Origin of the sequence: Brevibacillus sp. Leaf182 (assembly GCF_001423865.2) — a bacterium.
GTDB lineage: Bacteria > Bacillota > Bacilli > Brevibacillales > Brevibacillaceae > Brevibacillus > Brevibacillus brevis_C.
The window spans coordinates 78,194-97,756 of sequence record NZ_LMPN02000030.1 but is presented as its reverse complement, the minus strand read 5'-3'; the positions used below and the strand labels follow the sequence as shown (position 1 = coordinate 97,756).

Here is a 19,563-nt window from a genome sequence, read left to right as displayed (position 1 = left end):
ACATTATTATGCTGCGCTTCTTTTTATTCAAGGTGTCAATCCTTAAGTGGTAAGTGTGAGATTAGGACATGCAAGCCTCCGATTGGCTCAATACTCTTACTCTTTCAAAATTCGTGTACCTAAAAGTTCACGTTTTGCCATTCGTTTCATCCTCCTTTGATTTTGAGCATGCAAAAAAAAGCTCATTCCTACTCATGGTTCAAGTTGAAAGGAGCTTTTGAAAGTTTATAGAATATTTGGATTGTTTTGTGTTTGGTTTGTAGTTGTATTGTACGATCTAGTTGTTGCGCTGTAAACTCGCAAGTTTTAACCTTTAACGCTCATCAAAATTATAACCGCCTTTTCTTGGAAGCAAGTCTTCAAAATCGCACGATGCTATTGCTTTAAAATCAGCATCCCATAACTTTGTCAGCAAATTAGATATTTCTAATACATAGTTACGGTAACCCACATCTTCAGTTGGTTCAATTTCAAGGTAGTACTTGTAATATAGAAAGCCATCATTCCCTTGATTTCTTTTGTCTTCATCGAAATCACCGTTATTAAAAATAAATATTTCTGCTTGCTTCGTCGATATGCTTGAACCGCTAATAGTACCCATAACAATGTTTGAGACTGTATTTAGTAGCATCTCTTTATCAACGTCGCCATCCACAAAAATTTTCGTAAATAAATCAAATTCTTCTTCCAATTAAATCACCTCAGATTATTTGAGTGGTGTAAATGGGGGGTTATCAAAAGGTCCACCTATTTTAATGATTGAAATATCGACATCCATACCTAGCTCTTGTTGAAGTTGTTCTCTGAACCTACTCAGTTTCGCTTCTCCTGATTGAATTTTCCCTGTTTCAATAGCATGAAGCATTGTTTTCTCCTTAGCAGACCCTGGATTAGGCGGCTTAACCTTACTAAAAGAGTTTTGTATTAGCTCATCAAATTTCTCCGCTGGAACCCTAATAGCTATATCAATATCAGAAGTTGGTTTGGCTGTTCCTTTTGCCCGGCTACCTTGAACAACTATATCGTCACTTATATGCCCTACATTTTCTCGTATCATTGATGATACTTTATCAAATTGTGCCTGTGTAAGTCCTTGTGGTACTTTAAGACCTTGTCCCGTCCCCTTCTTACCCTTCTTTAACGCATTCACTAAATCCTTAGCATTTTTACTTCTTCCCAATGTCAGTGCATGTACGGCAAGCCCACTGATTGCAAGTGCATCCTCAAGATCGATATCCTCATCCCGCAACGTATCCAAGTCTTCTTGCATTGGCTCGATATAGCCTTCCCTTACAAACACGCCAACACCCTTAGGCAAATCCTCTGCTGCCTTCTTTAAGCCTTTTGGCAAATCATTAGCAGCTTTCTCCAAAGCCCCTGGCAGCTCACTTGCCGCTTTTTGCATCGCAGCAGGAACGTCTCCCAGCATCGAGATTCCTTTGACGAAATTATCCCACATGCTTGGCTTTTCCTGTGGCTTCTCACAAGCTGGTCCTTGTCCAAAATCAGCAGCAGACGGCCCGCTATTTGGTGACGACTGATTTCCTAATGTCACACCACCCAAATCCTGCCCGTCATCTTCAATCTTGATCTGCCCACAATAGAAACACATATTCGTTGATTTATTTAGCAATGCCGGATGGCCGCCGACCATTTTGTCCGCTTTCCCATCTATCCATGGCATTGTTGTCAGAGGTATGCACGGCATTGGCGTAAGTACACCGTTGTTAGCTGCCGTGGCAGAAGCGACTGTGGGATTTTGTAAACTGTTGCACTTTCCGAATGGCATGATGTTAACATTGGGAACAAAATCCATGATGTTCATTTGCGGCTTTCCTTTTACAAAAACACCATGACTGAACGGCATTTTCAGCCGACTCTGTTTACTTCCGTTGCTGCATGATAAAATGGCTCCCACAACCACGTAGCTCTTGCGTTCAGCACTTGACTGCTGGATATTAATACCTTCAATATTGGGCACACAGTCTCCTCCTCTCTGTAAAGATTTCCATACAGATGGAAGATGCTCATGTTGATCGATACTCCCGATATCCAATCTATATATAAAAAGGAAATGATGCCCACTCTTTTGATGTATCGGATATAGAAAGGTCGAGCAATAGGTATAAAGTTACAAATACACCTCTGTGTTCGAAAAACAGCCTTATTCAGTGCGGGATCTGCCCTGCTCGACATACCTGCAACATGGATTACAATAAACGAATAATGCCATGCGAGGACAAAAATATAAAAAGAAGCTGCTGACAACTTCAAGAGAAAGATGAAACAAAGACGATCTGGATGCTTATTCTTCAATAGACTGGATTAAAGATGGTGAACTCTACCAACATCGGAATTATGATTGGGACGGAGAAGCTGAAATGGATATAGATTACACAAACCGTGGCAATCCTAAAACCCATCCAAATGTTCCACATAGACACGATTGGTTTTGGCCAACAGTTGGACTTCCATCTAGAGGAGATTGGTACTAATCCAAACTAGCAAGTAAACTCAAAAAGTCGATGGGGCATTATGAACGCCCATCGACTTTTTTTGAATAAGATATTAAACTAAGAAAAATCAAGCGGTGATTATAGGGGGAAGTATGGACTATACATATGAATCTTTACTGACCGATTTAAAATTTGGACGTGAAATAGAGTTTGAATATAAAGCATCAAGATACTCCATTACTCGAACGAATGGATATTGGAACTTCACCACATTCAATCAAGAAGATTATCTACAGATAAAGAACCTTAATGATATCGGTTTAGTAAAAGTTGAGGATTGTTTACTAAAAGATCTATTTGATTTAGGAAAATATCAAGACTTAACTATTTTTTAATGTAAATTATTGCATTTGTCTGCTCAACACCCGATTAATGGGTGTTTTTTTATTGAAGTTTATGCATATTCTTCTCATATCTAACAAGTAACCCAGTAGACACAGCTATGCATACACATAAAGAAGTCCGTCCTACGCTTATCACGACATGCTGCCAAAGGTTGAAGCCCAAATCAGCATGGCCGTCGAGGCAATTGTTACGACAATGCCTCTATGAGAAAACTTCTTTTCTTTTCTCATCTCAAGATAGAAGCCCTCTATACTTATGATATACGAACTATGAATGAGGTACAAAGACGAATCGAGGAATTCATCCATTTTTACAATAACAATCGACCACCAAGAAAATTAAACAAACTGACGCCGATTTAGTACCGACGCCAGTTTGCAGCCTAGGTGTTTTTTCATGATCTGCTAAATAGGGTCTAAACCAAATTGGGTGCTTTTTCTATTAATTAATTGTAAGTTTATACGGACTTGCTGTACCAAAATCAGATGGGCTATGTCCATAAACCTTGATATATACCTGATCACCAAGACCTAACTGGAGGCCAAGAACATCTGCACCACCTTGTCCAGAATCGGTTGGTGAATATGTATTTTTCACTCTTCCATTAGCAGAGATATAGATCACATCAAAATCATAGTTTTTATTCATTGGAGATTCTAATAGGATAGAGATACCCTCTCCAGTTCGATTATCATATTTGTACCAATCTACATCATTACTATCGGAAATTGTCTGGGAGGCGCTTCCGTATTTTTTGATAAGAACTGCCTCATTCTGGGTATCGCCATAACCATCACTAGCAAAGGCAGATTGAGCACTCATAGTCAACGCAACCAACACCATACTAGAAGACAATAGTTTTCTAAAAGTATTCTTCATTTTTTTCTCTCCTTTTTATCCAGTTGATTACAATTCTAGTATATTTTACATGCTATAAATTTTCAACATTATTACTCTTTTATTAATTGCAATTGAAAGCAAAAACTTTATCATGCCTCGCTTAATAGGTTATGAACTTTCGGAAGCTTTTCTACAGAATGATTTTCAGCGAATGTAAAAGCCACCCGATAATCCGGATGGCTCCCACTTTTCGCTGTTCATGTTTTTTGGGTTCCGCACCTCACGCTATTGCTTTACTTCACTTGCGACATAGCCTCTCTGAGCTGTTGTACCCCGCTCCTGGTTGTAAAGCTGCCCTTGGTACATATGTGTCAGATTTCAGCTTTGGATATCCTAGCTTAATGCAGAACTTTTTCAGCGCTATGTCTTTCACCTACCATTTCAACGAAAGAGCCGCCCGGTTATTTATCCGAGCGGCTTATTCATCGTACGTACACTTAGTATAGAGCGTAAATCGACTTACTTGCAAAAACCGTCAATAACGTCAGATGTGTCAGATATGTCAACCTATTAGTTAACCTCAACAAAACGCCTTGTACCCCTTTTCTACCTTTTGTAAAATTATTCTATAAGTTTGAAAGGTAGGGATTATATGAGCGACACAAAAGAAACCAAATCGGAACTTACGATGTTGGCAATAAGTTCTATAACCATGGCAGTAACAATCATCTATATTGTTTATGCTGTTACAAAAGCTTTAGCGGGTGATTCGGCTGAAGCAATTCTCACCTTTACCGCACTGGTCTTCTTTGTTATTTATTTCATACAACTGCTCGTAAAACACTCCATTAAAACGCCACTACTAAGACTTTCTAGGTTCTTATTGTTACTCATCTATCACTCCGGCTTTAGCTTGCTTTTGGGTTTGACACTTAGTGGCGCTGTATTTAATGCATTAAAAATAGTCTTAAATAGCGACATAGAGGAAGTTCTCGCTCTAATTGTGCTTATTGTAATTACTACTATTATCTATTCAGTTCCTGCGATAATAAAAAGGAAGAATCAACAATATCTAAAAGACACTAAAGCAGCTATTTTCATTGTTAATGCAATTATGCTAGCAATCTTCGAACTAGTAATAGTCTATCCTAATTGGTTTCCCATGGGAGATAAACTAATTCATCTGTATGCCATGCCGACATTCATTAGTGGGTTAATAGTAATGGCAGTACTCGAATATATGCTTATATCACCTAAAAGGATAAAATGGAACCATCGGAAAGAGAAGAGTATAACTAATGAACATCAATTATAGACAAACCTTGTCTAGCTCCTGATACTAGAAGCTAGACTATTATTATTTTTGATTAGATTTCTAAAACGGATCTTCAAGTTCATCCAGCCACGCATAATCATCAATTTGTTCATCTTTTGATGCAGCATCTTTATTATCAACATGTTCATGTGAGTACGTTTCCCTTTGTCGCTGATCTTCATTGCTCTGACTCTCTTCTCTTGAGGGTAAATAAAATACATCCCGTCACGTTGATTCCATTTGCCATCCTCAAAAGACTTATCACGCTCATACCAATATAATATTTTTTTATTTATCATTCTTTCGATAATCTCATACGCCGTTCTATTGTCACAGTCTAATAAACTCCCCCAACGTTTCTTATTGCGATAATATGGATAGCCAAGTTCACCAGACTTGTCCATTAAATTAAATCGTCTAACAGTAATTAGAACGTATAATTCATATGGATCATTTGTTGTTTCAATTATATCGCTACCTACTGCTTGATATACAGTCCTTATGTCATCTTTAACGTATTTTACTTCTTCAATTTGGACTGTGATTAATGAATGATTATCAGCTGGCTCAACATAGTCAATTGCACCTTTCACTTTAAGCGATTGCATGATTTCTTTAGCAACTTCGGCATTCTTGCTATGCTGCTTATAATTGAATGGCAGTACTTGTCCAAGATTGTGATGACTTGTATAAGTCACCTTCTTTAACATTGATAAATTATCACGTAAGAATATTAATGCTTGAAGTTCTTTAGGCGTGAGCTTTTGAGGATCGTTCTCTGTATAGTATTTATGGTAAAGAGGAATAAAACTTCCATCAAAATAATTATCGTTTCCAGTATTGTATATGGACTTATAGATATCACATCCTCATTTAGTAATGGATTATTGTAAAAGATAAAATAGAGAGTGATTCACGATCCGCAAGCAAATTTATTTGCGAGCATAAATTGATTGCTACGTATGAAATATTCCATTCCTTGATTGATGTATTATACGCTAGATCGTATGAAATCAATTATCTATTTATTATACAGGAGTGCAAATTATGAAAAGAGTAAAGTTTAGACTTAAGCTTGATGAAGTATTAAAAGAAAAAGGGATAACTCAAAGCAAGCTATCAAAAATGATTAGTATCAGGCAACCAACCATATCTGATATGTGCAGGAACAATAGAACCGAAATAAACATACCCATACTTGAAAAGATTGCTGATGCACTCCAAATTAAAGATGTATCAGAATTAATGGAGTTTGAAGAGGTAGATGAATAACAGTATTTTTCACAAAGCACAACTGCTAACATGTGCAAAACAAAGATAGGATACTCCCCTTAATAAAGGATCGTATCCTATCACTAATACCGCAACACTTAAGCTGCAAACTTATTAATAACTTCAATCAGCTTGTCCTTATGTTCACTGATATCCATTACACTTGCTATAGGGATCATGGTTTTCTGCTCGTCATTAAATTGAATGAACTTATTTGACCCGTTTAGATGTAATCTACATATCCATTTCCTTATGTTGTCGTCAAGCAATACATTAAAGTAACTCAGATTATCTCTGTAGTATACTCGACTAGAATCAACGGAATCTTTCAATAGGAATTTGACCGTAACATATCCTTCTATTTCTTCTTCGGTTGTAACCGGCTTCTGTTCCACTTTTTCTTCACTTGCCGCTGCTTCTTGCTGACCCTCAAAGATCGCTGGAGCCTTCGACTCATCTTCTTTAGTGTTTGCCAGTGCAGCCTTCAACTTATCATTGATTGCATCGTTTATAAATTGTTTCATTGATCTTTTTATTAAAGGGTTGAATTTATCAATGACTTGCTTCGTCTTTTTACTAGGGTAAATTTCAGAGAGGATCATTGAAATAAGCTCGTCAGACGGATTTTCCCACTGTGCCTGAAAAAATTGAACAATTTCCTTTGTGTACTTTAGCTCAGATGCAGCGTTAAGTATATTATCGATATCAAAGTTTTCTCTACGGAATTTCGACAGTTCCGATATTTGATGATCTTTGATTTCTAAGATGTTTAGCTCAAAAAATGGGACACTGTCCATTTTATTTTGCTCGTCTAAATCAGAGTAGAACCTGTAAGTAATTCCATTTGTTAAGATAGCAAACTTTGCTTTTGTCACACCGAAATATCGGAATAGTTGAGAATCATGCTTTTCTAATTTTTCGTTTACAGACTTGGCTTCAATAAGGATCACTGGCGCGCCATCTTTCATGATAGCATAATCTACTTTTTCACCTTTTTTGATGCCTACATCTGCTGTAAATTCAGGCACAAATTCTTCTGGATTGAAAATGTCATAACCTAGAGCTTGAATAAAGGGCATGATAATAGAGGTTTTAGTAGCCTCTTCTGTGGCGACATTATCTTTGACTTTTGAGATTCTAACCGACAGTGATTTGATCTTTTCGTCAAAATTATCCATAGATTCTACTCCCATCTTTAGGTCATATGACAAAATTCTTACATACTATAGACCTATTGTCAATTTATTCTAAACTATAGATATAATTACTTCTCAATAATCAATATAACTAGTAGCATAAAGCAAAAAGGATACGCCCCATTGTTTGCGGGTGTATCCTAAAATGCATATTCAAATAGATAAATGTCTCTTTTACTCTATTCTATTTATTAAAAGGGCAGCGTGTCGTCATCGAACTTGTCACTTAATTCCTCAGCCTTCTTTTTCTTTTTTAGTTTTTTAAGCTTAGATAGTTCGTATTGATTGTCTAAGTTGTTTAATATTTCTGCAATCATTATCGTTTTGTTGGCTTCATAATTCAATAGAGCAATGTTCCAACCCTTTTTATTTTTAACACTTTCGTACATGATTCCATTTACATTACACATAGTACAACACTGAGCTAAAAAATTCGGAAAGACATACTCTTTAGATATAGCTCTATTATTAAGAGTAGCTAGTGAGACTAGTGGCTTTAAATCAGTATCTCGAATATCCCAAACCTTAATTGGCTCCAATAAAATAAATGCTGGGACTTCGGCTACCTCTTGATCGCCAATGTTAATCTCTTTCAGGCATGTTTTAATTGAGTCTCCTAAGTAAAGTACTGGAACGCCGACTGGATTAAATCTACCGTGCCCAGACACTCCTACTGGGGACGCCCATAATTCCGATTCAACAAATGGAACATGTCTCGCAACCGTGTCTCTTTTCCTTCCTCTGAATAAAACCGTCCCCTGCTCTAGAGTGTTGAATCCCTTCATTTTCCCATTTCTAATATCATTATATATTTTTTTCCCAGTTCCATGCTCAAGACCAAGCATCGGATATCTCATTAGAAAAGCTATAAACTCATCTGCTTCTCTCTTGTCAATATCAAATGTTGCACAAATAAATAGGGACGTTGATTTAAAGTCTTCGTCTTCAAATCCGAACCAATTATCTACTTCCGATTTTGTAACATATGGATCGTCGTAATTTATCTGATTCCCACAACTACAGTGAATATTATCAGAAATGTCGTCCCACAGATCATCTGGTATATCAAAAATACCTTGCAATTGATATCCAAAGTTCAATGTAAATGGGTCTCCGTATTTTTGGACAGCAGCAATTTTAGCTGAATCGCAGTAAGTACATTCGTGTATATATTCCTTTAAAACTTCTGAAAGCTTAGATAGCATACTAATTCTGAACTTTTCTTCTTGAATTAAAAAATTGTTCAGGTTTAGTACAACTCTACAATTTGGACACTTTATTTTCCCACCAAACTTCTTCCATTCGGAATATGGGGTATCTGTCTCATATAGCAATTCCCACAATCTGGTCAGCCCATCTATGTCACCTTTAATTTCCCGCTCATAAAATCGAAACCATTCGGAATAACAATGGTCACAACCATTATACTCTTTGACATATTGTTTAACGCCCACTAATCCCATCCCCTATCAACTCAATTATGCATCAAAAAATCACTGGAGTGTAGTTTTCTAAAGTCACTGTGGCTTTAGTGCTGGACAAATGTTAATTAGCAATGAAAAGTTTGTAAGATTGAGCTGAATGCGAATATATTAACGCAACTTCCTGACTGGCTTTCGAATAAATACTTTATATGGAGATGTCTCTCGTTTTGCTCTGTCCCAATCATGTTTTGTAACTAATAGTGAATTTAGAACGACAAAACAAGAAAAACCCTTGATTCCTCAAGGGTTCGAGCGTTCATATTATGGTGATCCGGACTGGGTTCGAACCAGCGACCCCCACCCTGTCAAGATGGTGCTCTCCCAACTGAGCTACCGGATCATGGGATATGTGTGTGATCGTTTAATGGTGGGCCCTGTAGGACTCGAACCTACGACCAATCGGTTATGAGCCGACCGCTCTGACCAACTGAGCTAAGGGCCCGAATCGTATCGGACGTCGATCACATTTATTACTATACAGTATCGTAAAATGGATTTCAAGAGGAAATGAATAATTTCTTGTAAAAATTTTCACTCGTACCAAAAGAACACTAAGAAACCCAGTGAAATCAGGCTTGTTTTACCCTTGCAAAAAGCCATTCCCCACCGCTGCTGCCCACATCCCCCTACAAAACATAGGGATTACCTACATAATGGCATGGCATCACATCATGCATGACTGCATCAAGCATATGAGCAACACCGGCGAAGAATTGGCTCCCGCTAAGCTGAAGCGATCCAAAAAAGCTACAACAACAAACAAGATAATTAGGTAACGATCGAAACAAACTCCCTCATCCCAAACCTAATTACCCCGCCTGCTCCGTCCCTTTCCCTTTCTCCTCGACACGCAGCTCGGCATCCTGTAGCTTCAACGCCTCACTTCGTGCCAATTCTGCCTCCTGCTCATCTCTCATCCGATGGGCCATGCGGCTAGATGCATTGGCTGCCACACTCGCCACGAGGTCGTCCAAAAACGTGTGAACACGTCCCTCTGCCGACTTGGTATCCAGCCTTTTAATCACCCCGACCTTGTGCTTATCCAAATGCCCAAAGGTGGTCACCGCGATACTTCCATATCCAAATACGGAGCCTAGCGCCAATGTTTCGTCGCATCCGAAAAGTCCTTCATCTGACGCGATGATGGATTGGAGCGGCTCGGACAAGAGACCCTTCTCTGCTAACGTATCCAACTCAACGCCAACCAGGATGGCGTGCTGCATTTCCCTTTTTTCCAAGACTGCTTTCACGCTCTCGATGCACTGCGCCATTGTGAGATCTGGATGGTAGGGCGACTGCATGAGATAGACGATCTCTGCGATATCATCCACCGTCACTCCGCGTTCTGCCAAACGTGCGAGAGCAGCGTTTCTGACTTCGATGCTGTGTACTTGCTTCTTCATATAAGAGACAACCCCTTCCACAAATCGAGTGAAGTCGTTTCCTACCATAGTATCACACGCTGACCAAATTGCGACAATCTTTCGCCCACAGCCTGACCCTGCACCCAAACCTCTTGGGCATGCCCGCTCGCTCCTGTATAATAATGAACAGGAATATCCCAATAAGGAGGACACCGCAGTGGCCCTAGAGGAAATCATCTTGGAAAGCCGGCATTTGGGGACGCCGGAAAAGCTGATTGTCTACACACCCCAACGCTACTCGCCACTCTACTCGTATCCAGTCCTCTACGTACAAGATGGAGAAGATTACTTGGCAATGGGTAGAATGGCTTCTTTGCTGGATCAACTGAATGGGGACAAAGAATTGCCTGATATCATCGCTGTCTTTCTCCCAATCGAGAAAAGCAAACGGAACGAACGTTATCATCCGGATGGCAAGGAGCATATGGCCTACCGTCGCTTCCTCGCCGAAGAAGTCGTGAGCTATGTCGATACGCATTACTCCACTCATCCTTTGGGAAACGCTCGAACACTTCTTGGCGAATCTTTGGGCGGCGTTGTCTCTCTGTTCACTGCTCTTCACTATCCACATACGTTTGGACAAGTTGCCTGCCAGTCGATTGCCATGGACGCAAAGTTAAATCGTCTGGTTGCTGACACTGACTTTTCCGTACCGCAAACCATTTATTTGGAGATCGGGACGGAGGAAACGGCAGTAAGCACGGGCCGAGGCACATTGAATCTTCTAGCGGCAAACGAAGAACTGCGCGAAATTTTGGGCACGAAAAAAGCCACCCTCGTTTATGAAACGTTTGAGGGTGACCATACGTGGGGCCACTGGCAGCGTAATCTACCGCGTATGCTAAAGACGCTTTACGGGTAAACTTACCGTGGCTGTTCTTCTTGTGGACCTTCATCCTTGATAGTCGATACGAGTGCCTCTTCGAATTCTCCTTTTCGTATCGCAGTCAAGATCGTGAAGGTCAGCACAGACAGTAGAAGCAGGACGAGAAAAATGAATGTGATCATCATTGCCGTATGCATGCAGTGCGGCACCTCCTTGCACTACACAGTCTTTCCTTTCGCACAAGGAATATACGGACCCACGCTTAACATTACACAAATGAAGAATTTTCTGTTAAAATAATATCTTGTAGAGCATGATAGATAGTAAGGAGGAGTGGTTCTGATGATGTACAGTATCGTAATTTTCCCATCTAGCAAGGTGCAAGAAGTAGCCAACTCGTACCGGAAACGTTATGACCCGGGCTATGCTTTGGTTCCTCCGTATATCCGTTTGAAGGAAGCCTTTGAGCTGGACGAAGCCAAGCTGCCTGAGCTGGTGAGCCATCTGGAGCAGGTTGCCTCCTCTACCGACAGCTTTTCCGCTCATTTCCATCGGGTATCTTCTTTCCACCCTACCAACAACGTGATCTATTTGGCTGTGCAAAACAAAGAACCATTTAACGAGCTGCATCAAAAGATCGCCAATCAGTGTGTGAATGAAAAAGAAACCTACGCATACGTACCGCATCTGACCATCGGGCGCGACCTGTCCGACGATGAGCTGCGGGATGTAACCGGCCAACTGAGTATGGCAAAAATTGACCTAAACAGCGAGATTGATCGCTTCCACTTGATTTATCAACTCGAGGATGGCATCTGGAGCGTTTACCAGACTTTCCTTCTCAAAAAATAAACACCTTTTCCTCAATCACCAACCCTCCCTGCGTATCCATCGTAGGGAGGGATATTTTCTAACAAAGGACGAATAGCGATGAACCTGCAAACCTACCAGATCCAAAGAGCCACCACTGAACAAGAATTGGCAGATGCCCTGTCGGTACGCCGAGTCGTTTTCATCGAGGAACAGGAAGTACCGGAAGAGTTGGAAATCGATGAGCATGACACGCTGGATGGCGGGACGATTCATTTTGTGGCCTACCACGATGGAAAGCCAGTGGGCGCAAGCCGCATCCGTACGTACTCACCTGGAGTGGGAAAAATTGAGCGGGTGGCGGTTGCCAAAACAGAACGCGGTACTGGACTGGGCCGCCAAATCATGCTTGCGATGGAAGAGCTGGCCAAGCAGCACGGGTATGACAGCCTGAAGCTGAACGCACAGACGCAAGCCCAACGTTTTTATGAAAAGCTTGGCTATGAACCTTTTGGCGACTTATTCGACGATGCGGGTATCGAGCATATTGCCATGGTCAAATCCATTCGCGAATAACAGAAGCCGCGTGCAATTTCATTCCCTCAGTCGGAAAAACAACCTCGTTTTCGCGTTGATCATTATGCGAAGCGAGGTTGTTTTTCATTGGCACCAGAGAAAAGTATTATTTCACCAGCGGTTTCCGGATGGCCTCAATCACGCGATCCAAAGAGTCAGCACCGTAGCCCTCTGCTACTTTCTGTGTGGCCAATGCTAGCAATGGCGTCAACCAATCAACGGGGATTCCCTGTTCCTGGCTGGCATGGATGATGTGTTCAAGTCCGAGTTTGTTCGTATTCATGTTAGACACATCGGTTGTGAAGTTTCCTTCATCACGGGCACGTGCGGCAACCGGATCGGATAAGAGCGGGGCAATCACGTGATTTACCCAGTTGGTTGCGTATGGAAGAAACTCTGTTCCTGTTATGTTTGCCGTACTTAATAGGGCATGTGCATGCATGGAGCCATACCAAGCCCCATACATCATGGTGAGCAGCGACAAATCATAGATCAACGGAACACCATAGTCTTCACCGAGATAGGCAGCGTTCCCTCCCAACAGTTGTAATGTCGGTTCATAGGCTTCAAATAAAGCCTTCGACCCGCCGTAGAAAATGAGTGTTTCTGGCAGTCCAATCATTTGAGGGACAGCCATGATCGCTCCATCGAGATATTGCCCACCGCGCTCGCTTACCCATTTGGCTGTCTTGCGTGCATCCTCCGGGGTTCCGGTGGTCAGATTGACGATGACACGCCCTTTTAGTTCACTTTCCGAGGGCTCCAGTAGCTCTTGCATGACTTTGTAGGTCGATAAGCAAACAACGACCAAGCTGCTTGCCGCGATTGCCTCTGTTACACTGCCCGCCAGCACTGCCCCCTTCTCGACTAAACCTTTGGCTCTATCTGCTGAACGATTCCAGACAGTCGTTGGATGACCGCCTTTTAGAAAAGCATCCGCGAGTGCTACTCCCATATTGCCAAGGCCAATAACCGTTACAGACGCAAGAATTGTTGTTGATTTCATAGGTCGACACTCCATTCATTTTATTTTTGCAAGCGAGATGATCCGGCGCTACATGCAAGGTCAACCGCTCTTGATTGCGATTCTAAAGCTTTACACTAGTGTGAATGTCAATACAAAAATCAATGCTTCTTGACACTTCTCACCCGGTGGAATAACATGGAACCAGAAACATACGATACCGTATCTTTTGGGGTGAACCATGCAATACGTACGTGAAGATTGGATTCGGGCAGGGCTCGATATGTTGGCTGAAGCGGGCATTGACGCTGTCCGTGTGGAGCCTCTCGCCAGAAAACTGAAGATCAGCAAGGGAAGCTTTTATCATCACTTTCCAGATCGCCAAGCGCTACTGGACTCCATGATCGATTATTGGGAGGAGCATGCGACCGAGCGGATCATTCGAGCGCCACACTCGGACAACATGTCGTTGGAACAGTTGTTGTCGGGCGTTTTTAGCAGCGAGCGAAAAATCGAAGCCGCTATCTACAACTGGGCGAAACAGCATCCTCCCCTTTCCAAGCGTCTTGTGGAAATCGAGCAGCGCAGGATCGGCTTCGTTGCCTCTTTGTATGAGAAAAAAGGGCTGGCTCCCACTGATGCAAAGGCTCGGGCTCAGCTCGCATACCTCCTCTATATTGGTTGGCTCGTGCGAAGAGAGCTGGAAGCGCCTTTTGATATGTCCGCACCGTTGCATCATTTTATGACTTGGATTTGATTACCCTCTACCTGCCTGACAGATTGTCTTGCGCAGGAATTTTTCCACCCAAAACATACGGATGCGTATCTTCTACAAAAACCTTACGAATCAATAGGAGGCATTCTCATGATGCATGTTTTCCCCATCTCATCTGCTATCTTCTTAGTCATCGTGTCCTTGCTGCATTTTTATTGGGCCTTTGGAGGAAAATGGGGGACCGATTCTGTCATTCCCACAACCGCTGATCATTCACGTCGGACTTTTTCCCCTGGGATAGTCGGAACGATCATTGTTGCCTGCTTGCTGGCATGTGCCGCTTACATGTTGCTCGCCCAGAGCGGCTATCTCTCTCCCGTAATAGCCCCTGCTCTAATTCAATGGGGATGCATTGTCTGTGCCGCTGTATTTGTCCTGCGGGCTGTAGGAGATTTCAACTACATTGGCTTTTTTAAAAAAGTAAAAAATACGAAGTTTGCCCGTCAAGATACGGCATTGTATACCCCTCTATGCTTGTGGTTAGGGATATCCTTTCTACTTGCATTGTTTTAAGTTCACAAAAAACCCTCTTCCCATAAAAGAGAAGAGGGTCGTTTCCATTACACATGGATGAATTACGCCTTCCGCTTCGCCGCAATCGCACGTAGCTGTTCAACAGCATCCATCGCTGCGGTATGAGAGCCGAGCATCGCATGAAACGGCTCCTCTCCACGCCAGCCATGGAAATCAGAACCGCCCGTTACAACAAGTCCGTACTGTGCTGCCCACTTGGTGTAACGCATTTTTTGTACCTCATCGTTGTCCGGGTGATTGACTTCAATCCCGTCCAATCCGAATACAATTAACTCATGGACCAGCTCATCATCGTCATACAGACCCGGATGAGCCAGCACCGCCACTCCGCCAGCCTCTTTGATCAGCGTGATTGCTTCCTGCGGGGTAATGCGAGGAGGATTGACATAAGCTGCTCCTCCTTTGCCCAAGTACTTATCGAAGGCCTCTGCGATCGTTGAAACGACGCCCAGCTCTATCAGTTCTTCAGCAATATGCGGTCGCCCGATATTTTTGTCCGTACCCTGTTTGCGGCGGTATACCTTTTCCAATGAAATATCGATGCCGAGCTCCTGCAGCCGTGCTATCAGCAGTTGGTTACGCTCATGCCTTGTCTCTCGCAAACGGAAGAGACGCTCTTCAAAAGCTGGGTCTTCATACGGGACAAAATAGCCGAGAACGTGAATATCCTGCCCCTTCCCTACGGAGCTCACTTCGACTCCCGGAATGATTTCCACGTCGAGTGCACGGGCAGCCTCCATTGCTTCTGGAATCCCTGCTACCGTGTCGTGATCCGTGATCGCCAGTGCAGCAAGTCCCGCCTCCTTCGCCAAACGTACGTTTTCCGCCGGCTCGCAGGTACCGTCTGACGCTTTTGTATGTGTATGCAAATCTGCCATAAGTTGCATCCTCGTCCACTCCTTCTTTTCTTTTTCTACAAGTCTGAATTGGTATTGCCGTACATAGTATTGGAGTAAGCTTGATTTCTCAATGGTTGAACCGAGGAGGATGTCCATGCGGTTAAAAATCAAGACCCTTACCGGTGTCGTTCAGCCACTCTCTTATGTTGACAAAATGCTGCGACAACAAGGCTTTCATCGATCAGGCGGGGACAGTATGCCCACGTACGATGTCGTCATGTACGATTCCGCCAGCAGCAGCGCGTATTTTTTGCGCATCCCTACGAACTACACCAACACAACAACCGGAAAAGGGGAACTGAATGTCAAACTGGGTCATCCGTATTTGGAAGCAAAGTTCTATATGAACACCACGTCCGAAGAAGTTTTTTTCATTCCCAAGGCCGTCCGCGAAGCTGCAGAGCATAAGCTAGCAGAAATCGCCGATTACCTTTCTGTTCCCTCTGCTCCATCCTGAACGGTTCTCCACAACCACCGATTATGTTCAAACCGGTATGCCACCCTCTTTGTTTTCTGAAGCCCGACCAAGTACCCCATAAACGCCGTTCGAAACAGAACGTAGCTCGAAGCATTCTCTATGGAAATGTGTAAACGCTCACATAGGAGAGTGAACGCTTCTTCTGGTGTTCTCTCCTCTACCAAAATGTCACAGATCACCGAGAGAATCCGCTCATGCCAAGCAATATTTTTATTCACGGCATCATGAGAGGTGGTGGTATATGCGCCGTGCCCAGGCAAGTATCCCTTGAAGTTGGTTGCAAGCAGTTTATGTAGACTGAGTAGGGTCTCATGCGCATCCACAAGAAACGGCAGCTTATGCTTTTCCAAAACCTCTTCGCCTAAATAACTGTCGGCAGCGAAGCAAATCTCGTCACAGACGACGCCAACCTGTTGCCAGCTATGCCCCGGCAGAGAAAGGATAAAGAAAGGTACCCCAGCAATTTCGATCCCTTCATCCAGTGGAAGGAGGTGGTCCACCCGAGAAGGTTGCGCCAGCAAAAACTTGTTTTTGAGATCCTCAAGTGGTGCTGCACCCATATTCAAGTAAATGGGCTCAAGTATCGGATTCCGAATGATCGCCTCTTCCAGCGGTGGCGCATAGACCCTTGCTTCGGGCCAGCATCCGAGCAAGTAGGCGTTGCCACCGAAATGGTCGGCATGAGAGTGTGTTTGAATGATTGCACACAAGGGCTGGGCGATAGCGTCCAGTCCTTTTTTGATTTTTTTTGCGTTCTGGGTATCTAGACCAGCATCAATCAAGATCGCTCCATGCTCACCAATGACAAGTCCTATGTTAACATGACCAGGAAAATAGCCAACACGCTCCGTTATCATTTGAAATGCTTGTCCAGACAAAACAGTCCCTCATTTCATCCTTTTCCTATTTATTTTCTCCAAAATATCGCCTTCCCCTTCCCTATTCCTATATCTCGTGTTCGTAATTACATAGAGCCGGGACGGACGGCCATCCATTTGACGCGGAAATAGCGGGCCAATGATCGTATACGGTGGCAGAGGTTGTCCGAGTCCACTGAACATATGCGTAGTCGCCGCCACGGCAACGATTGTCAGCAAAGAGAAAATCATTCTCTCCATCCCGATCGTTTGAATCGAGGAGAGTACGATCAGCCCATCTATTAGAAAAATCAGCAAGGCAACACGTAGCTTGTATCGTCTGGCAAGAAATTGCGCGAGCAGGTCTGTCCCACCCGTATTCGTCTCGTAGGCAAGCATCAAGCCGATACCCATTCCGATTAATACGCCGCCAGTAACTGCGGAAAAGGATGTTGACCATAGGTTCCAACCACGCATATCCGAGAGAATGTCTATGAAGAAAGCAGAAATCAGCATGCCGTGAAAACTGTGAAAAAACAATCGGCGATCATAAAAAAAGACGATGACATACACAGGGATACTTACCAAGATCATCACGAGACCCGGCGGCATCTGCATGTAATACGTCGCCAACAAACCGATCCCGATCATGCCCCCGTCCATCAGGCGGTGCGGCACCAAAAAGAGATTGACTCCTATGCCCAGAAGCACGCTTCCCGTGAGAATCGCTACACCTTTTTGCAGCCAGTACACGTCGCTCCCCTCCTTGAACCGTGCTCGTTTAGTTTATGATCGGAAAGAAGCAGGTATGTCCAAGCATTGCCTAAGAATGCGCTCGTTCAAATCGGAACGTTTTGACTGTTCGGTTGACCTATTGGTATACTTACGAGTAACAAGAAAACCTGTAGCTTGGCTCATGAAAAGCATATCCATTGCAGGTTTTAGATCGAATATTTATCTATTTTTGGTCGTACATGTAAAATACCATTATCGTATCGGAGGTGAATTCTCCACCTTTCGCACTGCGGGAGGCGGAGGTGTGCTTGGAGAGTCCGATAGGGGAGATTACGCTGAATCTGCTGCTCGTGGTATTTTTGGTTCTTCTGAACGGCTTCTTCGTCGCAGCAGAATTCTCGTTGGTAAAAGTTCGCCAAACTCGTCTGACCCAGCTCGTCAGTGAAGGCAATAACAAAAGTGCCCGCTACGCGCAAAAAGTCACCCGAGAGCTCGACGCCTATCTGTCCGCCTGCCAGCTCGGAATAACGCTGGCTTCGCTGGGATTGGGCTGGGTCGGTAAACCCGCCGTCGCCCATTACGTCGCGCCCGTCATGGCATTTTTTCATTTCCCATCTTATTTGGTCGGTCCGACCTCACTTGCGATTGCCTTTGCTATCATCACATTTTTACATATCGTCTTCGGAGAGCTTGCGCCCAAGTCCTTGGCGATCCAAAAAGCGGAGGCCACTTCCCTATGGACTGCTGCACCGCTCATGTTTTTTTACAAGCTGAGCTATCCACTCATCTGGTTTTTAAACGGAGCAGCCAGTTTACTGATCAGACGTCTTGGAGTCGAGCCTGCCACCGAAAACGAATCTGCTCATACAGAAGAAGAAATCCGCCTTCTCATGAACCAGAGTCATAAAAGTGGTCATATTGACCAGACCGAGATGGCTCTCGTCGACAATGTCTTCGTGTTTTCCGAACGTCTTGCCCGGGAAATCATGATCCCACGGATTGAGATGATTTGCCTCTACGACGACAACACGTTTGACGAAAACCTCGAAATCATGAGAGAGTCTCGCCATTCACGCTTTCCTGTCGCCCATGAGGATAAGGACAGGCTGATTGGCTTTGTGCACACCTCAGATTTTTACCTCTCTGCGCTAACGACAGGGAAAGCAGAGTTAACTGATTTTCTCCGTCCATTATTGACGGTGCCGGAGTCCATGGAAATTAGCCACGTCTTGCGCTTAATGCAAAAGCGCCGTTCCCAGCTCGCCATCGTGATTGACGAATACGGAGGTACAGCCGGGTTGTTAACAATGGAGGACATTTTGGAGGAAATCGTCGGTGATATTCAGGATGAGTTCGATGAAAATGAGCGCCCTGAAATTGAAGAAAGCTCCAGCAATACACTCTCGGTTTCCGGCAAAACTCTCTTGACAGAACTGAATGATTACATATCGATTGAAGTCGTTTCCGACGAAGTCGACACCATTGCCGGATGGCTCTACAGCCAGTTAAATGAAGAGGTCGCGAAAGGCAAAACCGTCGCATTCCAAGGCTATCTTTTTGCGATCAGTGAACTGGAAAACCATCGCATTACACGGGTGAGCATCACGTATTTGGGAGCAGAAGATTCGTCTGCTCTTCCTGAGGACATCCTGTCGCTGCACTCCTAATCGAAAAGAACAACCATAATGGCAAGTGTCCCCTGCCGACAGGGGGCACT

At 43.4% G+C, this 19,563-nt stretch carries 23 protein-coding genes, 2 tRNA genes and 1 pseudogene; 11 read left to right on the top strand and 15 right to left on the bottom strand.

Annotated features, from left to right (window positions below; genetic code table 11):
• Nucleotides 1–313: 313 nt before the first annotated feature.
• From ASG16_RS21120 to ASG16_RS31340, 3 genes and pseudogenes are all read right to left on the bottom strand, one after another.
• Nucleotides 314–691, bottom strand: coding sequence for a hypothetical protein (locus ASG16_RS21120; protein WP_056485723.1), 378 nt, complete (start codon nucleotides 689–691; stop codon nucleotides 314–316).
• A 15-nt stretch (nucleotides 692–706) separates the two neighbouring features.
• Entirely contained in the window at nucleotides 707–1,057 is a 351-nt protein-coding gene (locus ASG16_RS31345; protein ID WP_241970809.1) for a nucleotidyltransferase domain-containing protein, read from the bottom strand.
• 507 nt (nucleotides 1,058–1,564) lie between these two features.
• A pseudogene (locus ASG16_RS31340) lies at nucleotides 1,565–1,981 on the bottom strand (DUF4280 domain-containing protein); the annotation flags it as partial.
• Nucleotides 1,982–2,608: 627 nt separating this feature from the next.
• On the opposite strand from ASG16_RS31340, the gene ASG16_RS21110 reads away from it, so the two are divergent.
• Both ASG16_RS21110 and ASG16_RS31665 read left to right on the top strand, forming a co-directional pair.
• A complete protein-coding gene (locus ASG16_RS21110; RefSeq protein WP_056485720.1) occupies nucleotides 2,609–2,851 on the top strand; it encodes a hypothetical protein in 243 nt (80 codons plus the stop codon).
• 213 nt (nucleotides 2,852–3,064) lie between these two features.
• Nucleotides 3,065–3,223 carry an IS3 family transposase gene (locus ASG16_RS31665; RefSeq protein WP_111914491.1) on the top strand — a complete coding sequence of 53 codons (159 nt, stop codon included), beginning with the start codon at nucleotides 3,065–3,067 and terminating at the stop codon, nucleotides 3,221–3,223.
• Between the two features lie 79 nt (nucleotides 3,224–3,302).
• Here ASG16_RS31665 and ASG16_RS21100 read toward each other — a convergent pair whose 3' ends face one another.
• A complete protein-coding gene (locus ASG16_RS21100; protein WP_056485717.1) occupies nucleotides 3,303–3,740 on the bottom strand; it encodes a hypothetical protein in 438 nt (145 codons plus the stop codon).
• A 613-nt stretch (nucleotides 3,741–4,353) separates the two neighbouring features.
• Here ASG16_RS21100 and ASG16_RS21095 point away from each other — a divergent pair.
• Nucleotides 4,354–5,016: a hypothetical protein gene (locus tag ASG16_RS21095; protein WP_056485714.1), complete on the top strand. Its 663-nt coding sequence runs from the start codon at nucleotides 4,354–4,356 to the stop codon at nucleotides 5,014–5,016.
• Nucleotides 5,017–5,027: 11 nt separating this feature from the next.
• Here the strand turns inward: ASG16_RS21095 and ASG16_RS21090 are convergent, their stop codons facing one another.
• Nucleotides 5,028–5,726: a hypothetical protein gene (locus ASG16_RS21090; RefSeq protein ID WP_056485711.1), complete on the bottom strand. Its 699-nt coding sequence runs from the start codon at nucleotides 5,724–5,726 to the stop codon at nucleotides 5,028–5,030.
• Between the two features lie 337 nt (nucleotides 5,727–6,063).
• Here ASG16_RS21090 and ASG16_RS21085 point away from each other — a divergent pair, with 337 nt between their 5' ends.
• The gene (locus tag ASG16_RS21085) at nucleotides 6,064–6,288 is read left to right on the top strand and encodes a helix-turn-helix domain-containing protein (protein ID WP_056485708.1); all 225 of its coding nucleotides are present in this window, start codon (nucleotides 6,064–6,066) and stop codon (nucleotides 6,286–6,288) included.
• Nucleotides 6,289–6,386: 98 nt separating this feature from the next.
• Here the strand turns inward: ASG16_RS21085 and ASG16_RS21080 are convergent, their stop codons facing one another.
• The 5 genes from ASG16_RS21080 to ASG16_RS21060 all read right to left on the bottom strand — a co-directional run bounded on the left by ASG16_RS21080 (nucleotide 6,387) and on the right by ASG16_RS21060 (nucleotide 10,371).
• On the bottom strand, nucleotides 6,387–7,466 hold the full coding sequence (locus ASG16_RS21080) for a type I restriction endonuclease (protein WP_056485705.1): 1,080 nt from the start codon (nucleotides 7,464–7,466) through the stop codon (nucleotides 6,387–6,389).
• A 209-nt stretch (nucleotides 7,467–7,675) separates the two neighbouring features.
• Nucleotides 7,676–8,938, bottom strand: coding sequence for an RES family NAD+ phosphorylase (locus tag ASG16_RS21075; protein ID WP_056485702.1), 1,263 nt, complete (start codon nucleotides 8,936–8,938; stop codon nucleotides 7,676–7,678).
• Between the two features lie 294 nt (nucleotides 8,939–9,232).
• Nucleotides 9,233–9,308, bottom strand: a tRNA-Val gene (locus ASG16_RS21070).
• Nucleotides 9,309–9,333: 25 nt separating this feature from the next.
• A tRNA-Ile gene (locus tag ASG16_RS21065) sits at nucleotides 9,334–9,410 on the bottom strand.
• A 367-nt stretch (nucleotides 9,411–9,777) separates the two neighbouring features.
• A complete protein-coding gene (locus ASG16_RS21060; RefSeq protein WP_056485699.1) occupies nucleotides 9,778–10,371 on the bottom strand; it encodes a phosphatidylglycerophosphatase A family protein in 594 nt (197 codons plus the stop codon).
• Nucleotides 10,372–10,549: 178 nt separating this feature from the next.
• On the opposite strand from ASG16_RS21060, the gene ASG16_RS21055 reads away from it, so the two are divergent.
• Nucleotides 10,550–11,254, top strand: coding sequence for an alpha/beta hydrolase (locus ASG16_RS21055; RefSeq protein WP_056485696.1), 705 nt, complete (start codon nucleotides 10,550–10,552; stop codon nucleotides 11,252–11,254).
• A 2-nt stretch (nucleotides 11,255–11,256) separates the two neighbouring features.
• On the opposite strand, the gene ASG16_RS30985 is transcribed toward ASG16_RS21055, so the two are convergent.
• Nucleotides 11,257–11,415: a hypothetical protein gene (locus ASG16_RS30985; protein ID WP_015892263.1), complete on the bottom strand. Its 159-nt coding sequence runs from the start codon at nucleotides 11,413–11,415 to the stop codon at nucleotides 11,257–11,259.
• 145 nt (nucleotides 11,416–11,560) lie between these two features.
• On the opposite strand from ASG16_RS30985, the gene ASG16_RS21050 reads away from it, so the two are divergent.
• Both ASG16_RS21050 and ASG16_RS21045 read left to right on the top strand, forming a co-directional pair.
• Complete coding sequence (locus ASG16_RS21050) at nucleotides 11,561–12,070, top strand: YjcG family protein (RefSeq protein ID WP_048033880.1); 510 nt, start codon at nucleotides 11,561–11,563, stop codon at nucleotides 12,068–12,070.
• Nucleotides 12,071–12,148: 78 nt separating this feature from the next.
• Complete coding sequence (locus ASG16_RS21045; RefSeq protein WP_056485693.1) at nucleotides 12,149–12,604, top strand: GNAT family N-acetyltransferase; 456 nt, start codon at nucleotides 12,149–12,151, stop codon at nucleotides 12,602–12,604.
• Nucleotides 12,605–12,710: 106 nt separating this feature from the next.
• On the opposite strand, the gene ASG16_RS21040 is transcribed toward ASG16_RS21045, so the two are convergent.
• Entirely contained in the window at nucleotides 12,711–13,610 is a 900-nt protein-coding gene (locus tag ASG16_RS21040) for an NAD(P)-dependent oxidoreductase (RefSeq protein WP_056485690.1), read from the bottom strand.
• Between the two features lie 199 nt (nucleotides 13,611–13,809).
• Between ASG16_RS21040 and ASG16_RS21035 the strand changes: the two genes are divergently transcribed.
• Together ASG16_RS21035 and ASG16_RS21030 are read left to right on the top strand one after the other, a co-directional pair.
• Nucleotides 13,810–14,325, top strand: a complete 516-nt coding sequence (locus ASG16_RS21035; RefSeq protein WP_056485687.1) for a TetR/AcrR family transcriptional regulator — start codon at nucleotides 13,810–13,812, stop codon at nucleotides 14,323–14,325.
• A 108-nt stretch (nucleotides 14,326–14,433) separates the two neighbouring features.
• Nucleotides 14,434–14,856: a DUF3995 domain-containing protein gene (locus ASG16_RS21030; RefSeq protein WP_056485683.1), complete on the top strand. Its 423-nt coding sequence runs from the start codon at nucleotides 14,434–14,436 to the stop codon at nucleotides 14,854–14,856.
• A gap of 62 nt (nucleotides 14,857–14,918) precedes the next feature.
• Here ASG16_RS21030 and ASG16_RS21025 read toward each other — a convergent pair whose 3' ends face one another.
• Nucleotides 14,919–15,764, bottom strand: a complete 846-nt coding sequence (locus ASG16_RS21025) for a PHP domain-containing protein (protein ID WP_056485680.1) — start codon at nucleotides 15,762–15,764, stop codon at nucleotides 14,919–14,921.
• A 106-nt stretch (nucleotides 15,765–15,870) separates the two neighbouring features.
• On the opposite strand from ASG16_RS21025, the gene ASG16_RS21020 reads away from it, so the two are divergent.
• Nucleotides 15,871–16,233 carry a hypothetical protein gene (locus tag ASG16_RS21020; RefSeq protein ID WP_056485677.1) on the top strand — a complete coding sequence of 121 codons (363 nt, stop codon included), beginning with the start codon at nucleotides 15,871–15,873 and terminating at the stop codon, nucleotides 16,231–16,233.
• Here ASG16_RS21020 and ASG16_RS21015 read toward each other — a convergent pair.
• On the bottom strand, nucleotides 16,203–17,132 hold the full coding sequence (locus ASG16_RS21015; RefSeq protein ID WP_056485675.1) for an MBL fold metallo-hydrolase: 930 nt from the start codon (nucleotides 17,130–17,132) through the stop codon (nucleotides 16,203–16,205). The two genes, ASG16_RS21020 and ASG16_RS21015, sit on opposite strands and share 31 nt — an antisense overlap.
• 9 nt (nucleotides 17,133–17,141) lie before the next feature.
• Nucleotides 17,142–17,864 (bottom strand): YitT family protein, encoded by a 723-nt coding sequence (locus tag ASG16_RS21010; protein ID WP_056485672.1) that lies wholly within the window; start codon nucleotides 17,862–17,864, stop codon nucleotides 17,142–17,144.
• Nucleotides 17,865–18,148: 284 nt separating this feature from the next.
• On the opposite strand from ASG16_RS21010, the gene ASG16_RS21005 reads away from it, so the two are divergent.
• Nucleotides 18,149–19,513, top strand: a complete 1,365-nt coding sequence (locus ASG16_RS21005) for a hemolysin family protein (protein ID WP_056485669.1) — start codon at nucleotides 18,149–18,151, stop codon at nucleotides 19,511–19,513.
• The last annotated feature ends 50 nt before the right edge of the window (nucleotides 19,514–19,563 follow it).